This is a genomic window from Enterobacter sp. DNB-S2 (assembly GCF_019443845.1).
Classification (GTDB): Bacteria; Pseudomonadota; Gammaproteobacteria; order Enterobacterales; family Enterobacteriaceae; genus Enterobacter; species Enterobacter asburiae_B.
Window position 1 is genome coordinate 4,392,655 of the sequence record NZ_CP050520.1, and the last position, 18,915, is coordinate 4,411,569.

19 protein-coding genes are annotated in these 18,915 nt (G+C 59.6%); 12 read left to right on the top strand and 7 right to left on the bottom strand.

The window, feature by feature from the left end; translation table 11 throughout:
• From hycC to hycA, 3 genes are all read right to left on the bottom strand, one after another.
• Window positions 1-1,815, bottom strand: a complete 1,815-nt coding sequence (gene hycC, locus HB664_RS21195) for a formate hydrogenlyase subunit 3 (protein ID WP_219940173.1) — start codon at window positions 1,813-1,815, stop codon at window positions 1-3.
• Complete coding sequence (locus HB664_RS21200; protein ID WP_023308971.1) at window positions 1,812-2,420, bottom strand: 4Fe-4S dicluster domain-containing protein; 609 nt, start codon at window positions 2,418-2,420, stop codon at window positions 1,812-1,814. The genes hycC and HB664_RS21200 overlap by 4 nt, the downstream gene beginning before the upstream one ends.
• 70 nt (window positions 2,421-2,490) lie before the next feature.
• Window positions 2,491-2,955 carry a formate hydrogenlyase regulator HycA gene (gene hycA / locus HB664_RS21205; protein ID WP_029739532.1) on the bottom strand — a complete coding sequence of 155 codons (465 nt, stop codon included), beginning with the start codon at window positions 2,953-2,955 and terminating at the stop codon, window positions 2,491-2,493.
• 211 nt (window positions 2,956-3,166) lie between these two features.
• Here hycA and hypA point away from each other — a divergent pair, with 211 nt between their 5' ends.
• The 10 genes from hypA to HB664_RS21255 all read left to right on the top strand — a co-directional run bounded on the left by hypA (window position 3,167) and on the right by HB664_RS21255 (window position 13,099).
• On the top strand, window positions 3,167-3,517 hold the full coding sequence (gene hypA, locus HB664_RS21210; protein ID WP_029739533.1) for a hydrogenase maturation nickel metallochaperone HypA: 351 nt from the start codon (window positions 3,167-3,169) through the stop codon (window positions 3,515-3,517).
• 3 nt (window positions 3,518-3,520) lie between these two features.
• Window positions 3,521-4,384 carry a hydrogenase nickel incorporation protein HypB gene (hypB, locus tag HB664_RS21215; protein ID WP_219940174.1) on the top strand — a complete coding sequence of 288 codons (864 nt, stop codon included), beginning with the start codon at window positions 3,521-3,523 and terminating at the stop codon, window positions 4,382-4,384.
• Window positions 4,375-4,647: a HypC/HybG/HupF family hydrogenase formation chaperone gene (locus HB664_RS21220; protein ID WP_023308975.1), complete on the top strand. Its 273-nt coding sequence runs from the start codon at window positions 4,375-4,377 to the stop codon at window positions 4,645-4,647. The genes hypB and HB664_RS21220 overlap by 10 nt, the downstream gene beginning before the upstream one ends.
• 2 nt (window positions 4,648-4,649) lie before the next feature.
• Window positions 4,650-5,771: a hydrogenase formation protein HypD gene (gene hypD, locus HB664_RS21225; protein ID WP_219940175.1), complete on the top strand. Its 1,122-nt coding sequence runs from the start codon at window positions 4,650-4,652 to the stop codon at window positions 5,769-5,771.
• Window positions 5,768-6,778: a hydrogenase expression/formation protein HypE gene (gene hypE, locus HB664_RS21230; protein ID WP_033146390.1), complete on the top strand. Its 1,011-nt coding sequence runs from the start codon at window positions 5,768-5,770 to the stop codon at window positions 6,776-6,778. The genes hypD and hypE overlap by 4 nt, the downstream gene beginning before the upstream one ends.
• A 61-nt stretch (window positions 6,779-6,839) precedes the next feature.
• A complete protein-coding gene (gene flhA / locus HB664_RS21235; RefSeq protein WP_029739538.1) occupies window positions 6,840-8,912 on the top strand; it encodes a formate hydrogenlyase transcriptional activator FlhA in 2,073 nt (690 codons plus the stop codon).
• 153 nt (window positions 8,913-9,065) lie between these two features.
• Entirely contained in the window at window positions 9,066-10,064 is a 999-nt protein-coding gene (locus HB664_RS21240) for an ABC transporter substrate-binding protein (RefSeq protein WP_219940176.1), read from the top strand.
• The gene (locus HB664_RS21245) at window positions 10,064-11,101 is read left to right on the top strand and encodes an iron ABC transporter permease (RefSeq protein ID WP_048979267.1); all 1,038 of its coding nucleotides are present in this window, start codon (window positions 10,064-10,066) and stop codon (window positions 11,099-11,101) included. The genes HB664_RS21240 and HB664_RS21245 overlap by 1 nt, the downstream gene beginning before the upstream one ends.
• Window positions 11,101-11,862 carry an ABC transporter ATP-binding protein gene (locus HB664_RS21250; RefSeq protein ID WP_087823275.1) on the top strand — a complete coding sequence of 254 codons (762 nt, stop codon included), beginning with the start codon at window positions 11,101-11,103 and terminating at the stop codon, window positions 11,860-11,862. The genes HB664_RS21245 and HB664_RS21250 overlap by 1 nt, the downstream gene beginning before the upstream one ends.
• Window positions 11,863-11,878: 16 nt before the next feature.
• Entirely contained in the window at window positions 11,879-13,099 is a 1,221-nt protein-coding gene (locus HB664_RS21255; RefSeq protein ID WP_219940177.1) for an MFS transporter, read from the top strand.
• 5 nt (window positions 13,100-13,104) lie between these two features.
• Here HB664_RS21255 and HB664_RS21260 read toward each other — a convergent pair whose 3' ends face one another.
• Window positions 13,105-13,449: a nitrous oxide-stimulated promoter family protein gene (locus HB664_RS21260; protein WP_048979264.1), complete on the bottom strand. Its 345-nt coding sequence runs from the start codon at window positions 13,447-13,449 to the stop codon at window positions 13,105-13,107.
• 175 nt (window positions 13,450-13,624) lie between these two features.
• Here HB664_RS21260 and HB664_RS21265 point away from each other — a divergent pair, with 175 nt between their 5' ends.
• Both HB664_RS21265 and mutS read left to right on the top strand, forming a co-directional pair.
• The gene (locus HB664_RS21265; protein ID WP_023333217.1) at window positions 13,625-13,855 is read left to right on the top strand and encodes a SymE family type I addiction module toxin; all 231 of its coding nucleotides are present in this window, start codon (window positions 13,625-13,627) and stop codon (window positions 13,853-13,855) included.
• 113 nt (window positions 13,856-13,968) lie between these two features.
• Window positions 13,969-16,530, top strand: a complete 2,562-nt coding sequence (gene mutS, locus HB664_RS21270; protein WP_039263367.1) for a DNA mismatch repair protein MutS — start codon at window positions 13,969-13,971, stop codon at window positions 16,528-16,530.
• A 93-nt stretch (window positions 16,531-16,623) separates the two neighbouring features.
• Here the strand turns inward: mutS and HB664_RS21275 are convergent, their stop codons facing one another.
• Genes HB664_RS21275 through HB664_RS21285 form a run of 3 tightly spaced genes read right to left on the bottom strand, consistent with a single transcriptional unit; the run spans window position 16,624 to window position 18,875 of the window.
• Complete coding sequence (locus HB664_RS21275) at window positions 16,624-16,845, bottom strand: non-oxidative hydroxyarylic acid decarboxylases subunit D (protein WP_033146398.1); 222 nt, start codon at window positions 16,843-16,845, stop codon at window positions 16,624-16,626.
• Between the two features lie 10 nt (window positions 16,846-16,855).
• Complete coding sequence (locus HB664_RS21280; protein ID WP_048976002.1) at window positions 16,856-18,283, bottom strand: non-oxidative hydroxyarylic acid decarboxylases subunit C; 1,428 nt, start codon at window positions 18,281-18,283, stop codon at window positions 16,856-16,858.
• A complete protein-coding gene (locus HB664_RS21285; RefSeq protein ID WP_024909248.1) occupies window positions 18,273-18,875 on the bottom strand; it encodes a non-oxidative hydroxyarylic acid decarboxylases subunit B in 603 nt (200 codons plus the stop codon). The genes HB664_RS21280 and HB664_RS21285 overlap by 11 nt, the downstream gene beginning before the upstream one ends.
• Window positions 18,876-18,915: the final 40 nt, after the last annotated feature.

The following is an 18,915-nucleotide window of genomic DNA, read 5'->3' on the forward strand; positions in this document are numbered from 1 at the left end:
TCAGGCTCCTCGTGAAATCACAATGACCACCAGCACCGCCAGCTCGATGACCGCCAGACGGCGGAACAGCGCGGGTGCGGCGGCGCTCTGCCAGCCGGGTACCCAGCCTACCGGGTTCAGCCAGTGGCGCAGCTTCAGCACGGCGGCGAAGTTCTCCTTCACCGGCATGGCAAAACCGTGGGCGGTGATGACCATCGACTGTTCGTGTTCGTAGCCGCAGGCCCACGCCGAACCGCGCGAGCGGGAGGCGAGCCGGTCGCGTTTGAAGAACAGCATCAGGACGAGCGGCAGCAGCGGTGCGCCAATCAGCAGCAGCGCGATCATGGGCTGAGAGACGGTGGTATTCGCCACGGTCAGCGGCAGCGGAATGGCGTTGCCCAGCAGCGGCAGCAGCCACGGCGCGGCGATGCCGCCCGCGATGCAGCACAGCGCCAGCGCGACCACGCTGATGCCCATCAACAAGGGTGCGCAGCAGGCGTTTTCCGCTTCGCGGGTGCGCGGCGCGCCGAGGAAAGTCACGCCGTAGACTTTCGCCATACACATCACCGCCAGCGCCCCGGTAATCGCCAGCCCGACCGCCAGCAGCGGGCCGAGCAGGCGTGCGATAAATGCGTCGCTCTGGCCGAGCGCGAAGAAGGACTGATAGATCACCCACTCCCCGGCAAAGCCGTTCAGCGGCGGCAGCGCGGCCATTGCCATCAGCCCGACCAGCATCGCCAGCGAAATCACCGGCATCTTTTTGCCAATCCCGCCCAGCTTTTCGATATCCCGATGACCGGTGCGGAACCAGACGCTGCCCGCGCCGAGGAACAGGGTGCTTTTAAACAGGCTGTGGTTGACGAGGTGATAAAGACCGCCGATAAACCCGGCGGCAATCAGCGCCGGATGATTGAGCGCCAGCCCGGTCACGCCCGCGCCAATACCGAGCAGGATAATGCCGATATTTTCCAGCGTATGGTACGCCAGCAGGCGCTGGATATTGTGCTCCATCAGCGCGTACAGGCCGCCGACGAACGCGGTAATCATTCCGGCGACCAGCAGCACGACGCCCCACCACAGCGGCGGCTGTCCGCCGGTCAGCGTAATCGCCAGAATCCCGAACAGACCCACTTTCATCACCACCGCAGAAAACAGCGCGGCGGCGGGCGCGGAGGCATTCGCATGCGCCTGCGGCACCCAGCCGTGCAGCGGGATGATGCCAGCGAGCAGGCCAAAGCCGAGCACGCCCAGCAGCCAGACGTCGTTCCCCAGCGGATGGCCGTTGAGCGCAGCGAAGTCCAGCGTGCCGAAGCGGTGCCACACCAGCCAGCAGGCCAGCGTCAGCAGCAGCGTCCCGAGGCGTCCCAGCGCAAACCACAGCTTGCCGGAGGTGCTGCAGCCGGTCAGGAACACGCCGCACAGCGCCATGATTTCCGCCATCACCACCAGCGCGCCGAGGTTGCTGGCAATAACGGTGCAGACCGCCGCCGCCATCAGCAGGTTAACCAGCAGGCCGTTAGCCCTGGCTTGCGGATGGCGGTGCCAGTCGATATTGAACAGGCTGATAAACAGCCCGCACAGGCCAAACGTCACCAGCCAGATGGCGTTCAGCGGCGTGATCGCAACCGAGTGGCGAATCAGCGGCATCACGGCCTCTGAGGACTGGCCGCCGAGCAGGACATCGCCGCCTGCCGCCAGCGTCATCAGGCTAGCAACCGCCCCGCCGATCCCGGCGATCGCGCCGCTCAGAGTTTTATGGAATGAGAAGATCAGCGCCAGAACAGCGGCGGCAGCAAAACAGGCTACCGCGCTGGTAATCATCATCGCCGCGTTCATTTCGCCCCCTCGTTAAGCGCCTGTAGCAGAGAAAGGTCGCCAAAATCACTGTTGATGGTCAGCTCGCGTTTACGCTTGCTGGTACGGGCGATGTCGCGAATGTTAACCAGAATCAACGCCTTAGTCGGGCAGGTGCGCACGCAGGCCGGGCCCTGCTCATCGAAGCTGCACAGGTCGCATTTCACCGCAACGGCACGGATGCCGGGCACCCAGTCCAGCAGCGTACTTACGCGTGCCGGAGCCGGTGGCGCGGGTGGGGCTTTTGGCGAGTTGGCGTTCGCCGGAATATGCAGCGGACGGCTGCCGGAAAATTCAATCGCGCCGAACGGGCAGGCAATGCCGCACAGCTTGCAGCTTACGCACAGGCTTTCGTTCAGCTGGACAGCGCCATCAACGCGGGTGATGGCATTCACAGGGCAGACGCCCGCGCAGGGGGCGTCTTCACAGTGATGGCAGAGCTGCGGGGCAGACTCTTTTTCATTACGCATGACGTGCAGGCGCGGCATGGACTGCAGCCCATGCAGGCGATGCGTTTCCGAGCACGCCGCCTCACAGGTTCGACAGCCAATACAGACCGTCGAGTCAGCAATTACAAAACGGTTCACCGGGTTATCCTCTGGTGATAGTCATTTTTGACGAAAAACTGTCTTGTCGACACTTCTCGACACGCAGGAGTCAGGCCACGTTCGCTGAGGCGTTTCCGTCCATCAGCTGCTTCAGGTTGACCGGAAGATCGTGTTCAACGGCGGCGTACAGGCCGTTATAGACCGGCGCGATTTTTTCCAGATAGTGCTCCAGCACCTGCTGGCGATCGCGGTTGCTGACGTGGCCGTCCACCATGCCATCGGCCATCAGCTGCGCCTTCGCAATACACTGTTTTTCGCCGTCTTTTGTCTCGAGGTGGTACTCAATGGTGTGGCTGTTGAAGTTATCCGCCAGGGTAACGTTAATGGTGAAATGGCCGAACAGGACAAAGCGCATATCGCCCTGCGCCGCGCAGCTCATCGCGTGGTGAAGACGCGCTTTCGAGAGGGTGATGCCCTGAACCAGAGAGTTGCAGTAGAGGTGCCACTGGTCCTGCAGCTGCTGATGACGCTGCGCGATGTAATCCGCTTTTTCGCTGATTTCCCAAATAGTCATAGAAGGTATCCGGTTAATGGAGATAGCGGCTGTTAAGCAGATTCCATGCCAGTTTTTATCTTGCTGATTTTAAATAGATTTAATTACAAAACCGCTGTCAACGCCGCGGTGTCGACGTGTCATTTCGACAGCGTTGACATCGTCACGCCTTAACAAAAATCAAGCTGGCACCGTTATTGCATTCAATGGCGCAATTCATTGAGGAGGCGTCATGCACGAAATCACCCTCTGCCAGCGGGCTCTGGAACTTATCGAACAGCAGGCAGTGCAAAACCACGCGAAGCGCGTCACCGGCGTCTGGCTGAAGGTCGGGGCGTTTTCCTGCGTCGAGACCAGTGCCCTGAATTTCTGTTTTGAGCTGGTGTGTCGCGGCACGCTGGCGGAAGGCTGCGAGCTCCATATCGAAGAGCAGCAGGCGGAGTGCTGGTGCGAGCAGTGCCAGCAGTACGTCACCCTGCTGTCATCAAAGGTTCAGCGCTGTCCGCAGTGTCAGAGCACCGGTCTTCGCATCGTGGCGGACGACGGCATGCAGATCCAACGCCTCGAAATCGAGAAGGAGTAAAGTATGTGTAGCACCTGCGGTTGCGCCGAAGGCAACCTGTATATAGAAGGGGATGAACACCGTCCCCATTCCGCGTTTCGCTCCGCGCCCTTTTCGCCAGCCCCGCGGCCAGCTGCGGCTTTAACCGGTATCACCTTCTCCCCGCAACGCTCCGCTGCGGGCGATCTGCACTACGGCCACGGCGAAGCGGGTACCCACGCGCCGGGCATCAGCCAGCGCCAGATGCTGGAGGTGGAAATCAACGTGCTGGACAAAAATAACCAGATCGCCGCCCGCAACCGCGCGCGCTTTGCCACCCGCAAACAGCTGGTGCTGAACCTGGTCTCCAGCCCCGGCTCCGGCAAAACCACGCTGTTAACGGAAACGCTCAAACGCCTGAACGGGCGCGTCTCCTGCGCGGTGATCGAAGGCGACCAGCAAACCGTTAACGACGCGGCGCGCATTCGCGAAACCGGCACCCCGGCGATTCAGGTCAATACCGGCAAAGGCTGCCACCTGGATGCGCAGATGATTGCCGACGCCGCCCCGCGTCTGTCGCTGGCGGATAACGGCATTCTGTTTATTGAAAACGTCGGCAACCTGGTCTGCCCGGCAAGCTTCGATCTGGGCGAACGCCACAAGGTGGCGGTGCTTTCGGTGACCGAAGGCGAAGACAAGCCGCTGAAGTACCCGCATATGTTTGCCGCCGCCTCCATCATGCTGCTGAACAAAGTCGACCTGCTGCCGTACCTGAACTTCGACGTGGATAAGTGCCTGTCCTGCGCCCGGGAAGTGAATCCCGAGATTGAGATCCTGCTGGTCTCCGCCACGCGCGGCGACGGCATGGACGCCTGGCTGAACTGGCTGGAGAGTGAACGATGTGCATAGGCGTACCGGGACAAATCCATTCCATTGACGGGAACCAGGCCAAAGTGGAGGTCTGCGGCATCCTGCGCGACGTGGACCTGACGCTGGTGGGCAGCAGCGATGAAACGGGCGCATCGCGTCTCGGCCAGTGGGTGCTCGTCCACGTGGGGTTTGCCATGAGCGTGATTAACGAAGCGGAAGCCCGCGACACGCTGGATGCCCTGCAAAACATGTTCGACGTGGAGCCTGACGTGGGCGCGCTGCTGTACGGCGAGGAGCGTTAGCCATGCGTTACGTTGATGAATACCGCGCGCCCGAGCAGGTGCTGCAGCTTATCGGGCACCTGAAAACGCGCGCGGCGCTGCTGGACTACACCAAAGAGAGACCGCTGCGGATCATGGAGGTGTGCGGCGGACACACGCACGCCATCTTCAAATTTGGCCTCGACCAGCTGCTGCCAGAGAACATCGAGTTTATCCACGGCCCCGGCTGCCCGGTGTGCGTGCTGCCGATGGGGCGCATCGACAGCTGTATCGAAATTGCCAGCCAGCCCGACGTCATTTTCTGCACCTTTGGCGACGCGATGCGGGTGCCGGGGAAAAACGGCTCGCTGCTGCAGGCGAAAGCGCGCGGGGCCGACATCCGGATCGTCTATTCGCCGATGGATGCCCTGACGCTGGCGGAGGACAACCCCGCGCGCAAGGTGGTGTTTTTTGGTCTGGGGTTTGAAACCACCATGCCCGCCACCGCCATCACGCTGCAGCAGGCGAAAGCGCGCGGCGTCGGGAATTTTTTCTTCTTCTGCCAGCACATTACGCTCATTCCCACGCTGCGCAGCCTGCTGGAAGAGCCGGGAAACGGCATTGACGCCTTTCTGGCACCGGGGCATGTCAGCATGGTAATTGGCACAGACGCCTACGGTTTTATCGCTGAACAGTACAATCGTCCGTTAGTGGTCGCTGGTTTCGAACCACTTGATCTACTGCAAGGTGTCACCATGCTGGTTGAGCAGAAAATAGCGGCCCTGAGTACCGTGGAAAACCAGTACCGCCGCGTGGTACCGGATGCGGGAAATGAGCGGGCGCAACAGGCGATAGCCGATGTGTTCAGCGTTGAGGGCGACAGCGAATGGCGTGGTCTGGGGCTGATTGCCGAATCCGGCGTGCGCCTGACGCCGACCTATCGCGCATTCGACGCCGAAGCGCATTTCCGCCCGCAGCCGCAGCAGGTGTGCGACGATCCCCAGGCCCGCTGCGGCGAAGTCCTCACCGGTAAATGCAAACCGCATCAGTGCCCGTTATTTGGCAATACCTGTAACCCGCAAACGGCGTTTGGCGCGCTGATGGTCTCCTCCGAAGGGGCGTGCGCCGCGTGGTATCAGTATCGCAATCAAGAGAGTGAAGCATGAATACGGTTGAAATGGCGCACGGCAGCGGCGGACAGGCGATGCAGCAGCTGATTAACCGGCTGTTTATGGAAGCCTTCAACAACCCCTGGCTCGCCGAACAGGAAGACCAGGCGCGCATTGACCTCGCCACCCTCACCGCGCAGGGCGACAGGCTGGCCTTCTCCACCGACAGTTACGTTATTGACCCGCTGTTCTTCCCCGGCGGCGATATCGGCAAGCTCGCCGTCTGCGGCACGGCCAACGACGTGGCGGTCAGCGGCGCCATTCCGCGCTACCTCTCCTGCGGATTCATCCTCGAAGAGGGGTTACCGATGGAGACGCTCACGGCAGTGGTCAACAGCATGGCGCAGACCGCGCGCGAGGCGGGGATAGCTATCGTCACCGGCGATACCAAAGTGGTGCAGCGCGGCGCGGCCGACAAGCTGTTTATCAACACCGCCGGCATGGGGGCGATCCCCGCCGATATTCACTGGGCGGCACAGCATCTTAGCGTGGGCGACGTGCTGATCGTGACCGGGACGCTGGGCTGCCACGGGGCGACCATCCTTAACCTGCGCGAAGGTCTGGGGCTGGATGGCGAACTGCGCAGCGACTGCGCGGTACTCACCCCGCTGATCCAGACGCTGCGGGGTATTCCCGGCGTGAAAGCCCTGCGGGACGCGACGCGAGGCGGCGTGAACGCCGTGGTCCACGAATTTGCAGCAAGCTGCGGGTACGGGATTGAACTCACCGAGCGCAGCCTGCCCGTTAAGCCTGCCGTTCGCGGCCTTTGCGAACTGCTGGGCCTTGACCCGCTCAACTTCGCCAACGAAGGCAAACTGGTGATTGGCGTTGAACGCGCGTCAGCGGAAGCGGTTCTTGAACAGCTGCGGGCTCATCCGTCAGGAAAAGAGGCGGCGATGATTGGTGAAGTGGTTGAGCGCAAAGGGGTGCGCCTGGCCGGGCTGTATGGCGTGAAGCGGACGCTGGATCTGCCGCATGCGGAACCCTTACCCCGTATTTGCTAGAACCGCGCCAAAAGCGGTCAGCACTGAATCTCTTTTTTGCCAGTTTCTATTGGAAAGCAATATGCCGTATACACCGATGAGCGATCTTGGACAGCAGGGCCTGTTTGACATCACGCGCACACTTTTACAGCAGCCCGATCTCGGCGCGCTGAGCGATGCCCTGACGCGGCTGGTCAGGCAATCGGCGCTGGCGGACAGCGCCGCGATTGTGCTCTGGCATAGCGGAACGCAGCGCGCGAGCTACTACTCGACGCGTGATAATGGCAAAACGTTTGAATACGAAGACGAAACGTATCTTGCGCACGGCCCGGTGCGCCGCATACTCTCCCGGCCTGAAGTGCTGCACTGCAACTTTGCGGAGTTCCGCCAGGCGTGGCCGAAGCTGGCGGAAAGCGACCTCTATCAGCCTTTCGGGCATTACTGCATGCTGCCGCTGGCGGCTGAGGGCCAGATTTTTGGCGGCTGCGAGTTTATCCGCACGACCGACCAGCCCTGGAGCGAGGCGGAATACGAGCGCCTGCACACCTTTACCCAGATTGTGGCCGTCGTCGCGGAGCAGATCCAAAGCCGCGTCACCAATAACGTCGATTACGACCTGCTGAGCCGCGAGCGCGACAACTTCCGCATTCTGGTCGCCATCACCAACGCCGTGCTCTCCCGCCTGGACATGGACGAGCTGGTCAGCGAAGTCTCGAAAGAGATCCACCACTATTTCAAAATCGACGCCATCAGCATTGCGCTGCGCGGCCATCGCAAGGGCAAGCTGAACATCTACTCCACGCACTATCTCGATGAAGCCAACCCGGCGCACGAGCAGAGCGAGGTGGACGAAGCGGGCACCCTTTCCGAGCGGGTCTTCAAGAGCAAAGAGATCCTCCTGCTCAACCTGAACGAGCAGGACCCGGTCGCGCCGTACGAGCGGATGCTGTTTAACACCTGGGGCAATAAAATTCAGACCCTGTGTCTGCTGCCGCTGATGTCCGGCAACACCATGCTGGGCGTGCTAAAGCTGGCGCAGTGCGAGGAGGGCGTGTTTACCACCGCTAACCTGAAGCTGCTGCGCCAGATTGCCGAGCGTATCTCTATTGCCCTGGATAACGCCCTCGCCTATCAGGAAATTCATCGCCTGAAAGAGCGGCTGGTGGATGAGAACCTGGCCCTGACCGAACAGCTCAACAACGTGGACAGCGAGTTTGGTGAAATCATCGGGCGCAGCGACGCCATGTACAGCGTGCTTAAGCAGGTTGAAATGGTGGCGCAAAGCGACAGCACGGTGCTGATTCTGGGCGAAACCGGCACGGGCAAAGAGCTGATAGCCCGCGCCATCCACAACCTGAGCAACCGCAACAGCCGACGGATGGTGAAGATGAACTGCGCCGCGATGCCTGCGGGACTGCTGGAAAGCGATCTGTTCGGCCACGAGCGCGGAGCATTCACCGGGGCCAGCAGCCAGCGGCTGGGCCGTTTTGAGCTGGCGGACAAAAGCTCGCTGTTCCTCGACGAAGTGGGCGATATGCCGCTGGAGCTACAGCCGAAACTGCTGCGCGTCCTGCAGGAGCAGGAGTTTGAGCGCCTGGGCAGCAACAAGCTTATCCAGACCGACGTGCGGCTGATTGCCGCCACCAACCGTGACCTGAAAAAAATGGTCGCCGACCGCGAGTTTCGCAGCGATCTTTACTATCGTCTGAACGTCTTCCCGATCTTCCTGCCGCCGCTGCGCGAGCGCCCGGAAGATATCCCCCTGCTGGTCAAAGCCTTTACCGCGAAGATCGCGCGCCGGATGGGGCGCAACATCGACAGTATTCCTGCCGAGACGTTGCGCACTCTTTCATCGATGGAATGGCCCGGCAACGTGCGCGAGCTGGAAAACGTCATCGAACGCGCGGTGCTGCTGACGCGCGGTAACGTGCTGCAACTCTCCCTGCCTGAGGTTACGCTTCCTGACGTGACCGCGCCCGCCGCCGAGACCGCAAAAGAGGGAGAAGATGAATATCAGCTCATTATGCGCGTGCTGAAAGAGACCAACGGCGTGGTCGCCGGGCCAAAAGGTGCCGCCCAGCGTCTGGGGTTAAAACGCACCACCCTGCTGTCACGCATGAAGCGTCTCGGGATTGATAAAGAGAGCCTCATTTAAGACCTTATTCCGGCGGTGTTTTTCTGACACCGCCTTTTGTTCCCCTGCGTAATTGTCCCTCATTGACACAAAATCGTTTCCTCTGTATAAAATTCCGCCTTAATAATGAGTTTCATTTGCATCAATAATAATTTTAATGAAGGGTAGCGTTTCATGAAAAAGGTCATCTGCGCGTTAGGCCTGGCGATTGCGTCGGTCGGTTCTGCTCTGGCAACCACCTATCCCCTGACGATTGAAAACTGTGGCTACAAAGAGACGTTCACCAAAGCACCGGAACGCGTCGTGGCCCTGGGCCAGAACACCGTCGAAATTTTGCTCCTGCTGGGCCTGGAAGATAAGGTGAAGGCCAGCGCCTTCTGGCCGACCAAAGTGCTGCCGCAGCTGGCGGAACAGAACGCAAAAATCAAAACCCTGACGGTCGAAATCCCGACCCTTGAATCCGTTCTTGCGCAAAATCCTGACTTTGTCCCCGCGCAGTCCCCGCTGCTGCTGGGGCCTGAAAGTAAGGTCGCAAAACGCGAAGACCTGATGACCCTGGGCGTGAACAGCTACGTGTCGCCGGGCATGTGCGCGACCAAAAAAGCCACCGGCGATATGTACGGCAGCCGCCAGAAGCTGTGGGATATGACGTATCTCTATAAAGAGATTGAGGATTTCGCCAAAATCTTTAACGTTGAAGACCGCGGTCAGGCCGTTATTGCCGATTTCAAAAAACGCGAGGCCGACCTGCGTAAGGAATTCGGCATGAGTAACAAAGACCTTTCGTTTGTCTTCTGGTTCTCCAGTTCATCCCCTTCTGCAGACGCCTACGTCGGCGGTAAAAATAGCCCCTCAGGGTTTATCGCCAGCCTGATGGGCGGCCATAACGCCATTACGTCCGAAACCGAATGGCCAACCGTGGGTTGGGAAAGCATTATTGCCGCCAATCCGGATGTCATTGTGGTGTCCAGCCTGGACCGCAACCGCTGGGCGCTGGATAACGCGGAAGAAAAAATCAAATTCCTGAAGAGCGATCCGGCGGTCAGCCAGCTGGACGCGGTTAAAAAAGGCCATATCGTGGTGATGGACGGCCAGGCGATGAACCCGACGATCCGCACGATTTACGGGGCTGAGCAGGTCGGCGAACAGCTCAGAAAGCTGGGGCTGAACTGATGACAACCGCCGTTCTTCAGGCCCGGCAGAGCCTGGTTCTGACGACCTCGGGTTTGCTCGCCCTGGTACTGTTATTTCTGACGATCGCGCTGAGCGTCAGCGTCGGCGAGTTGTCCATCCCGCTGGATAAGGTGTTTTACGCCATCAGCAATAAAATGGGGCTCACAGAGGTTCCGCTCACCCGCATCTATGAGAGCGTGATCTGGGACTTTCGTCTGAGCCGCGCGCTGGTGGCGGCCTGCTGCGGCGCGGGGCTGGCCATCTGCGGTGCCGTATTGCAGAGCCTGCTGAAGAACGCGCTGGCGGAACCTTACGTGCTCGGCGTGTCGGCAGGTGCCTCAACCGGAGCGGTGTCGGTCGTCGTTTTGGGGATTGGCACCGGTGCGGTGTCGTTGTCTGCCGGGGCCTTTGCCGGGGCGTTCGCCGCCTTTGCGTTTGTCGCGTTTCTGACGAACGGCGCGCGCGGGGGAAATGAACGTACCATTCTGGCTGGCGTTGCCGCCTCACAGCTGTTCAACGCCATTACGGCCTACACCATCAGCACCTCCGCCAGCGCCCAGCAGGCGCGCGACGTGATGTTCTGGCTGCTGGGCAGCTTCAGCGGCGTTCGCTGGCCGGAATTCCAACTGGCGCTGGTGGTGGTGCTGACTGGATTAGCCGTTTGCCTCTACTATTCCCGGGCGCTGGATGCCTTCACGTTCGGTGATGACGCTGCCGCCTCTTTAGGTATTGCCGTCCCGTGGGTGCGCCTGACGCTCTTTACCACTACCGCGCTGATTACCGCGACGATTGTCAGCATGGCGGGCTCAATCGGCTTTGTCGGGCTGGTGGTCCCGCACGTGATGCGTTTCCTGTTCGGGCCGCTGCACCGCACGCTGCTGATTGCCAGCGCGCTGGCAGGGGCGATCCTGATGGTGCTGGCAGACATTGCCTCGCGCATGCTGATTGCGCCGCAAAGCCTGCCCGTCGGCGTGGTCACCGCGCTGGTTGGCGTGCCTTTCTTTGCCGTGATTATCTACCGTTCAAGGAATAAGTGATGAGTATCTGCGCTGAAAATATTACCTGGAAGGTCGGCAAAAAGGTCATCGTTAACAACGTCTCGCTGAAGGTGTCACGGGGCGAAACGGTAGGGCTGCTTGGTCCTAACGGCTGCGGTAAATCGTCTCTTTTACGGATCCTCGCCGGGCTTCGTCGCCCGGATGCTGGACTCGTCACTCTGGACGGGCAGGACATCTCCCGCATCGCCAAAAAGCAGCTGGCGCGCCGGGTCGCCTTCGTCGAGCAGCACGGCATGACGGACGCCAACATGCGCGTGCGCGACGTGGTGAAACTCGGGCGTATTCCGCACCACTCCGCTTTTTCCAACTGGAGCAAGCACGATGACGAAACCGTCACTGCCGCCCTGCAGCGCGTGGATATGCTGGATAAAAGCGACCAGGGCTGGCTGAGCCTCTCCGGCGGAGAGCGCCAGCGGGTGCATATTGCCCGCGCGCTGGCTCAGACCCCAACGGAAATCCTGCTGGACGAACCGACCAACCACCTGGACATTCATCATCAGATGCAGCTGATGCAGCTGATCAGCGAATTACCGGTCACCAGCATTGTCGCTATCCACGATCTCAACCACGCCTCGATGTTCTGCGACTCGCTGATTGTGATGCAGAAAGGACAAATTGTGGCGACGGGGACACCGCAGGACATCTTATCCGAGTCTTTGCTGTGGGATGTCTTCCGGGTCAAAACCAAAATCGAGATCTCGCCGTTCCATGGCAAAAAGCACATCCACTTTATCGTTTAGGGACGAGTGAACGACGATGCCCCTTCGCCCTGCCGCCGCGCTCTGGCCGCCCGTCTTACTGGGTAGCCAGTTTGTTTTCAACATTGGTTTTTACGCCGTCGTTCCCTTCCTGGCGATATTCCTGCGCGACGACATGCTGCTCTCCGGCGGACTGATCGGGCTGATCCTGGGCCTGCGTACCTTCTCGCAACAGGGGATGTTTATCGTTGGCGGTGCGCTCTCGGACCGGTTTGGCGCGAAAGTGATTATCCTCAGCGGCTGTATTGTTCGTGTTTCAGGCTATCTGCTGCTGGCCTTCGGGGAATCCCTGTGGCCGATTATTCTGGGCGCGTGTCTGACGGGCGTTGGCGGCGCGTTATTTTCTCCCTCAATTGAGGCACTGCTGGCAAAAGCGGGCACTCAAAGCGAGACAAAAGGCAAACGCAGCCGCGCGGAGTGGTTTGCGCTCTTTGCCGTCTGCGGAGAGCTCGGCGCGGTACTGGGCCCGGTTGCTGGCGCCCTGCTCACCGGCCTCGGCTTTCGTCAGGTGGCGCTGGCGGGAGCAGGCGTCTTTATCATTGCGCTAGTGGTGCTCTACTTTTGCCTGCCTGCTGCTGGCCACCGTTCACAGACGCTGAAAATACAGCCCTGGTGGACAACGTTCCGCCAGCCGCGCTTTGTCGCCTTTATCATTGCCTACAGCTCGTGGCTGTTAAGCTATAACCAGCTTTATCTGGCGCTGCCGGTGGAAATCCAGCGTTCTGGCGGTAACGAGAAAGATCTCGGCCCGCTTTTTATGCTGGCCTCCGTTCTGATCATCACCTTACAGCTGCCGCTGGCGCGCTTCGCCCGTCGCGTGGGCGCGGTGAGAATTCTGCCGGTGGGATTTTTGCTGCTGTCAGCCGCATTTGCGAGCGTGGCGACGTTCGCCCCGATGACGCCGCCGGAAGGCTGGCTGCGCTTGCTGCCTTCTGTCTGTTTTGTGACGCTGTTGACGCTGGGGCAAATGCTGCTGGTGCCCTCGGCTAAAGATCTGATCCCTCGGTTTGCGGAGGAATCCACGCTTGGCGCGCACTACGGCGCACTCGCCACCGCCGGAGGCATAGCGGTACTGGCAGGAAACCTGGTGTTTGGCAGCCTGCTGGACCGCGCGCTGGTGCCCTCAACGCAGGCGATGTATCCCTGGCTGCTGCTGGCCCTCTTCCCGCTCTGCAGCGCGCTGGCCCTGAAGGTGATTTGCCGCCCGCTGAGACGCTGAACCGATCACTTTTTCGGACGGTATTTCTCCGGCAGTTCCGGCACGGGACGACGGTCATCCATCAGATGGCGAACGGTAAGAATAGGATGACGCCATAACATACGCGGGCCTGCCCAGCGCATAACCTGCTTCATCTCTTCACGTCTGGCAGGCTGGTAGCAGTGTACGGGACACTGCTTGCAGGCCGGCTTTTCCTCACCGAAAACGCATTTATCCAGGCGCTTATCGGCATACGCGTTGAGCGCCTGATAATACCCTTCCTCCTGAGAGGCCTGCGGGCACTGCTTTTCATACAACGCGATCATTTTCGCGATGGTCTCTTTTTCTCGTGAGATGCGTTTACCGGACATAGCGGATTACCGAATAATAAAGTGCATTGATAATACACCTTTCAACACTGGATTTCAGCGGTTGCATTTCGTTTCCTGAAGGCTGATTCCAGTTTTAGCCCTGCACCGGCGAGCAATCACTGGTATTTTATACAGGCATCAGAAATGACCTTTTTCCGTGTTGTCTGGAGACCCTATGCAAGAGCTCACGATCGGCAAACCCTATCGCCATTTGAAAGTGGGATATTTTAGAAAGCGCCATGAAGACCGCAATACAAAGATACCGAAGCGCTACAGCGTACATGCGGCGCTGAGCTTAAAAGGTGACTGGCTTGAAAAGGCGGGGTTTACGACCCATTCCCGAGTCAGGGTGGGCGTGGAGCATGGAAAAATTGTCATCGAATTAATGGCGGAAGATGCCTCGTAAAGCCACGACATTTTTCTGCGCCGGACCTTTTTTTCATGCGACAATAGAAGGAACAAACGGCCATTGAGCCCATCAAAACGGTTTATTTTCAAAGAAATGGACATCATAACTCCATGAGCACAATCGACAATTTCGACGCACATACGCCGATGATGCAGCAGTATCTGAAGCTGAAAGCACAGCATCCGGAAATCCTGCTGTTTTACCGTATGGGCGATTTTTACGAGCTGTTTTATGACGATGCTAAGCGTGCATCGCAGCTGCTCGACATCTCGCTGACCAAACGTGGCGCATCGGCAGGCGAGCCCATTCCTATGGCAGGTATCCCGCACCACGCGGTAGAAAACTACCTGGCGAAGCTGGTGAATCAGGGCGAGTCCGTTGCCATCTGCGAACAGATCGGCGATCCGGCGACCTCAAAAGGCCCGGTGGAACGCAAAGTCGTTCGCATCGTCACGCCTGGCACCATCAGTGATGAAGCCCTGTTACAGGAGCGCCAGGATAACCTGCTGGCAGCGCTGTGGCAGGACGGTAAAGGCTTTGGCTACGCGACGCTGGATATTAGCTCCGGACGTTTTCGCCTGAGTGAACCGGCTGACCGTGAAACGATGGCCGCCGAACTGCAGCGCACCAACCCGGCAGAATTGCTCTATGCCGAAGATTTCGCCGAAATGGCGCTGATTGAAGGTCGTCGCGGGTTGCGCCGTCGTCCGCTGTGGGAATTCGAAATTGATACCGCGCGCCAGCAGCTGAATCTGCAGTTTGGCACCCGCGATCTGATTGGCTTTGGCGTTGAAAACGCACCGCGCGGGCTGTGTGCGGCCGGTTGTCTCCTGCAGTACGTGAAAGATACCCAGCGCACCGCCCTGCCGCATATCCGCTCTATCACCATGGAACGCCAGCAGGACAGCATCATCATGGATGCCGCCACGCGCCGTAACCTGGAGATCACGCAGAACCTGGCGGGTGGCGTAGAAAATACGCTCGCGTCGGTCCTCGACAGTACGGTAACGCCAATGGGCAGCCGCATGCTGAAACGCTGGCTGCATATGCCGATCCGCGATACCGAGACGCTGGTTTGCCGTCAGCAGACGATTGCCGCGTTGCAGGATCGCTATACCGAGCTGCAGCCGGTTCTGCGCCAGGTGGGCGATCTGGAGCGTATCCTTGCGCGTCTGGCACTGCGAACAGCACGACCACGCGATCTCGCGCGGATGCGTCATGCTTTCCAGCAGCTGCCGGAACTGCGCGCGCAGCTGAGTGACGTTGACAGCGCGCCGGTACAGAAACTCCGCGAAACCATGGGCGAATTTACCGAGCTTCGCGAACTGCTGGAGCGCGCTATTATCGATGCACCTCCGGTTCTGGTGCGTGATGGCGGCGTGATTGCCCCAGGCTACAACGAGGAGCTGGACGAATGGCGCGCGCTGGCCGACGGTGCGACGGACTACCTCGATAAGCTGGAAATCCGCGAGCGCGAGCGTCTTGGGCTCGACACCCTGAAAGTGGGGTATAACGCGGTACACGGTTACTACATTCAGATTAGCCGCGGGCAGAGCCACCTGGCGCCGATTCACTACGTGCGTCGCCAGACGTTGAAAAACGCCGAACGCTATATCATTCCTGAACTGAAAGAGTACGAAGACAAAGTCCTTACCTCGAAAGGCAAGGCGCTGGCCCTGGAAAAACAGCTGTATGAAGAGCTGTTCGACATGCTGATGCCGCACCTGGGCGACCTGCAGCAGAGCGCCAGCGCGCTGGCGGAGCTGGACGTGCTGGTCAATCTGGCAGAACGCGCTGAAACGCTGAACTACACCTGCCCAACCTTTACCGACAAGCCCGGCATTCGCATAACCGAAGGCCGTCACCCGGTGGTAGAACAGGTGCTGAACGAACCGTTCATCGCCAACCCGCTGAGCCTGTCACCGCAGAGAAGAATGTTGATCATTACCGGTCCGAACATGGGCGGTAAGAGTACCTATATGCGTCAGACGGCGCTGATTGCGCTGCTCGCGTATATCGGCAGCTACGTCCCGGCGCAAAACGTGGAGATTGGCCCCATCGACCGCATCTTTACCCGCGTCGGGGCTGCGGACGATCTGGCGAGCGGTCGTTCAACCTTCATGGTCGAGATGACCGAAACGGCAAACATTCTGCATAACGCGACGGAGCACAGCCTGGTGCTGATGGACGAAGTCGGGCGCGGAACGTCAACCTATGACGGTCTGTCGCTGGCATGGGCCTGTGCGGAAAGCCTTGCGAATAAAATCAAGGCCATGACGCTGTTTGCCACCCACTATTTCGAACTGACGCAGCTGCCGGAGAAAATGGAAGGGGTTGCGAACGTTCATCTGGATGCGCTGGAGCACGGCGATACCATTGCCTTCATGCACACGGTGCAGGATGGCGCGGCGAGCAAGAGCTATGGCCTGGCCGTCGCGGCGCTGGCAGGTGTGCCGAAAGAGGTGATCAAGCGCGCGCGTCAGAAACTGCGTGAACTGGAAAGCCTGTCACCGAATGCGGCGGCGACGCAGATTGATGGTACGCAGATGTCGCTGTTGGTGCCTGCGGAAGAGACGTCGCCTGCGGTGGAAGCGCTGGAGAACCTCGACCCGGATTCACTGACGCCGCGTCAGGCGCTGGAGTGGATTTACAGGTTGAAGAGTCTGGTTTAGTTTTCTGCGGTCTGTTTTGTCGGGTGGCGGCTTCGCCTTACCCGACCTACAAACCCTGTAGGCCCGGCAAGCGCAGCGCCACCGGGCTTTTTTTTACAGCAGCGGCGGGATCGTCGGCACCTGCGGCGCCTCGTCAATATCCTTCTGCGTCATGCGGAACGCTTCCGGGTAATGCTCGCGGCTGGTACGGCGCAGCGGTTCAGTATTACGCCAGGTATACAAACAATGCTGGCACTGGTAAACGGTCCAGACCCCTTTTACCGGCGACGTCGCCATCACTTCAATATGCTCATCGGCACAACGTGGACAAATCATCTTTTCCTCCTTATTGGCGTGCTGCCAGCATCGCGGTCAGTTTTTCAGCCCAGGCTTTGGTTTCAGGCAGATCCTGTACCGGCTGGCTGTAGTGGCCCCGGGTGTCCGGCGCGACAGGCGTGGTGGCATCGATAATCAGCTTGTCGGTAATGCCCGCCGGGCTGGAGCCCGGATCGAGTTCAAGGACCGACATGTTCGGCAGTTGCACCAGATCGCCTGCCGGGTTCACTTTCGACGACAGCGCCCACATCACCTGCGGAAGGTTGAACGGATCGACATCCTCATCCACCATAATTACCATCTTCACGTAGCCCAGACCGTGCGGCGTGGTCATGGCGCGTAAACCCACCGCGCGGGCAAAACCGCCGTAGCGTTTTTTGGTGGAGATAATCGCCAGCAGACCGTGGGTGTACATCGCGTTCACCGCCTGCACTTCCGGGAATTCCGCTTTCAGCTGCTGGTAGAGCGGCACGCAGGTGGCTGGTCCCATCAGATAGTCAATCTCGGTCCACGGCATGCCGAGATAAAGGGATTCGAAAATCGGCCTGGTGCGGTAAGAGACTTTGTCGATACGGACCACCGTCATGTTACGGCCACCGGAATAGTGTCCGGTAAACTCGCCAAACGGCCCCTCGATTTCACGCTTGCGGCCTTCAATCACCCCTTCCAGGATCACTTCAGACCCCCACGGCACATCGAAGCCGGTCAGCGGCGCGGTGGCAATCGGGTACGGGCTTTCACGCAGCGCGCCGGCCATTTCATACTCGGACTGATCGTATTTCAGCGGCGTGGCGCCCATCAGGGTGATGATCGGGTCGTTGCCCAGCGTTATCGCAATCGGCAGGTCTTCACCACGCTCTTCCGCTTTGTGCAGATGCAGGGCGATATCGTGCATCGGAACAGGCTGCAGGCCGAGCTTGCGCTTGCCCTTCACTTCCATACGGTAGATCCCGACGTTCTGCTTGCCGAAGTTGTCCGGGTCGAGCGGATCGCGCGAGACAACGCACGCTTTATCGAGATAAAAACCGCCGTCACCGTCGTTCAGGCGAAACAGCGGCAGGATATCGAACAGGTTAATATCTTCACCGTCCACCGTATTCTGCGCCCAGGCCGGGTTGGCGCGGCGCTCCGGCGTGACGGGAAATTTATCCCAGCGGCGGATAAATTCGTCGATCTGTTTTTTTACCGGGGTGTTCGCAGGGAGCCCCATCGAAATGGCGTGGTTCTGCCAGGAGCCGATGGTGTTCATCACCACGCGGGCATCGGTAAAGCCACGAATGTTGTCGAACCACAGCGCGGGCGCGCCGTCACCAATGCGGCCGGTCGCGTTGGCTGCCGCCGCCAGATCGGGCTCGGCGTTAACCTCTTCCTCAATTTTCAGCAGCTGCCCTTGCTCATCGAGCGCCTGCAGGAAGCTTCTCAAATCATCAAATGCCATCTTTATTCTCCTGTGAAAAATGTTTCGCCTCCCGCAGCCCGTTCCAGCGGCGCGCCTTTTTATGCTCCAGCCCGAACTGATCGAGCACGCGGGTCACGATGTGCTGGGTAATGTCATCTGCGGTTTGCGGGTGGTTGTAATAGGCAGGCATGGGCGGCACCATCGCCACGCCCATGCGGGAAAGTGCAAGCATGTTCTCAAGATGAATGGTGCTGAGCGGCGTTTCACGCGGAACCAGCACCAGCTTGCGCCCCTCTTTCAGCACCACGTCAGCCGCGCGTCCCACCAGCCCTTCGGCGTAGCCCGCGCGGATCCCCGCCAGCGTTTTCATGCTGCAGGGAATGACGATCATGCCGTCGGTGCGAAACGAGCCGGAGGAGATGGTGGCGGCCTGGTCAGCCGGACTGTGGACAACGTCAGCCAGGGCAGCAACGTCCTGCGCGGTGTAGGGCGTTTCCAGCTCAATGGTGGTTTTTGCCCACTTAGACATGACCAGATGCGTCTCCACCTCCGGCATATCCCGCAGCGCCTGCAGCAGCGCCACGCCCAGCGGTGCGCCCGTTGCCCCCGTCATTCCCACTATCAATCTCATTCATCACCTCAATATTTTGTTCGTGTACGAACATTATAAA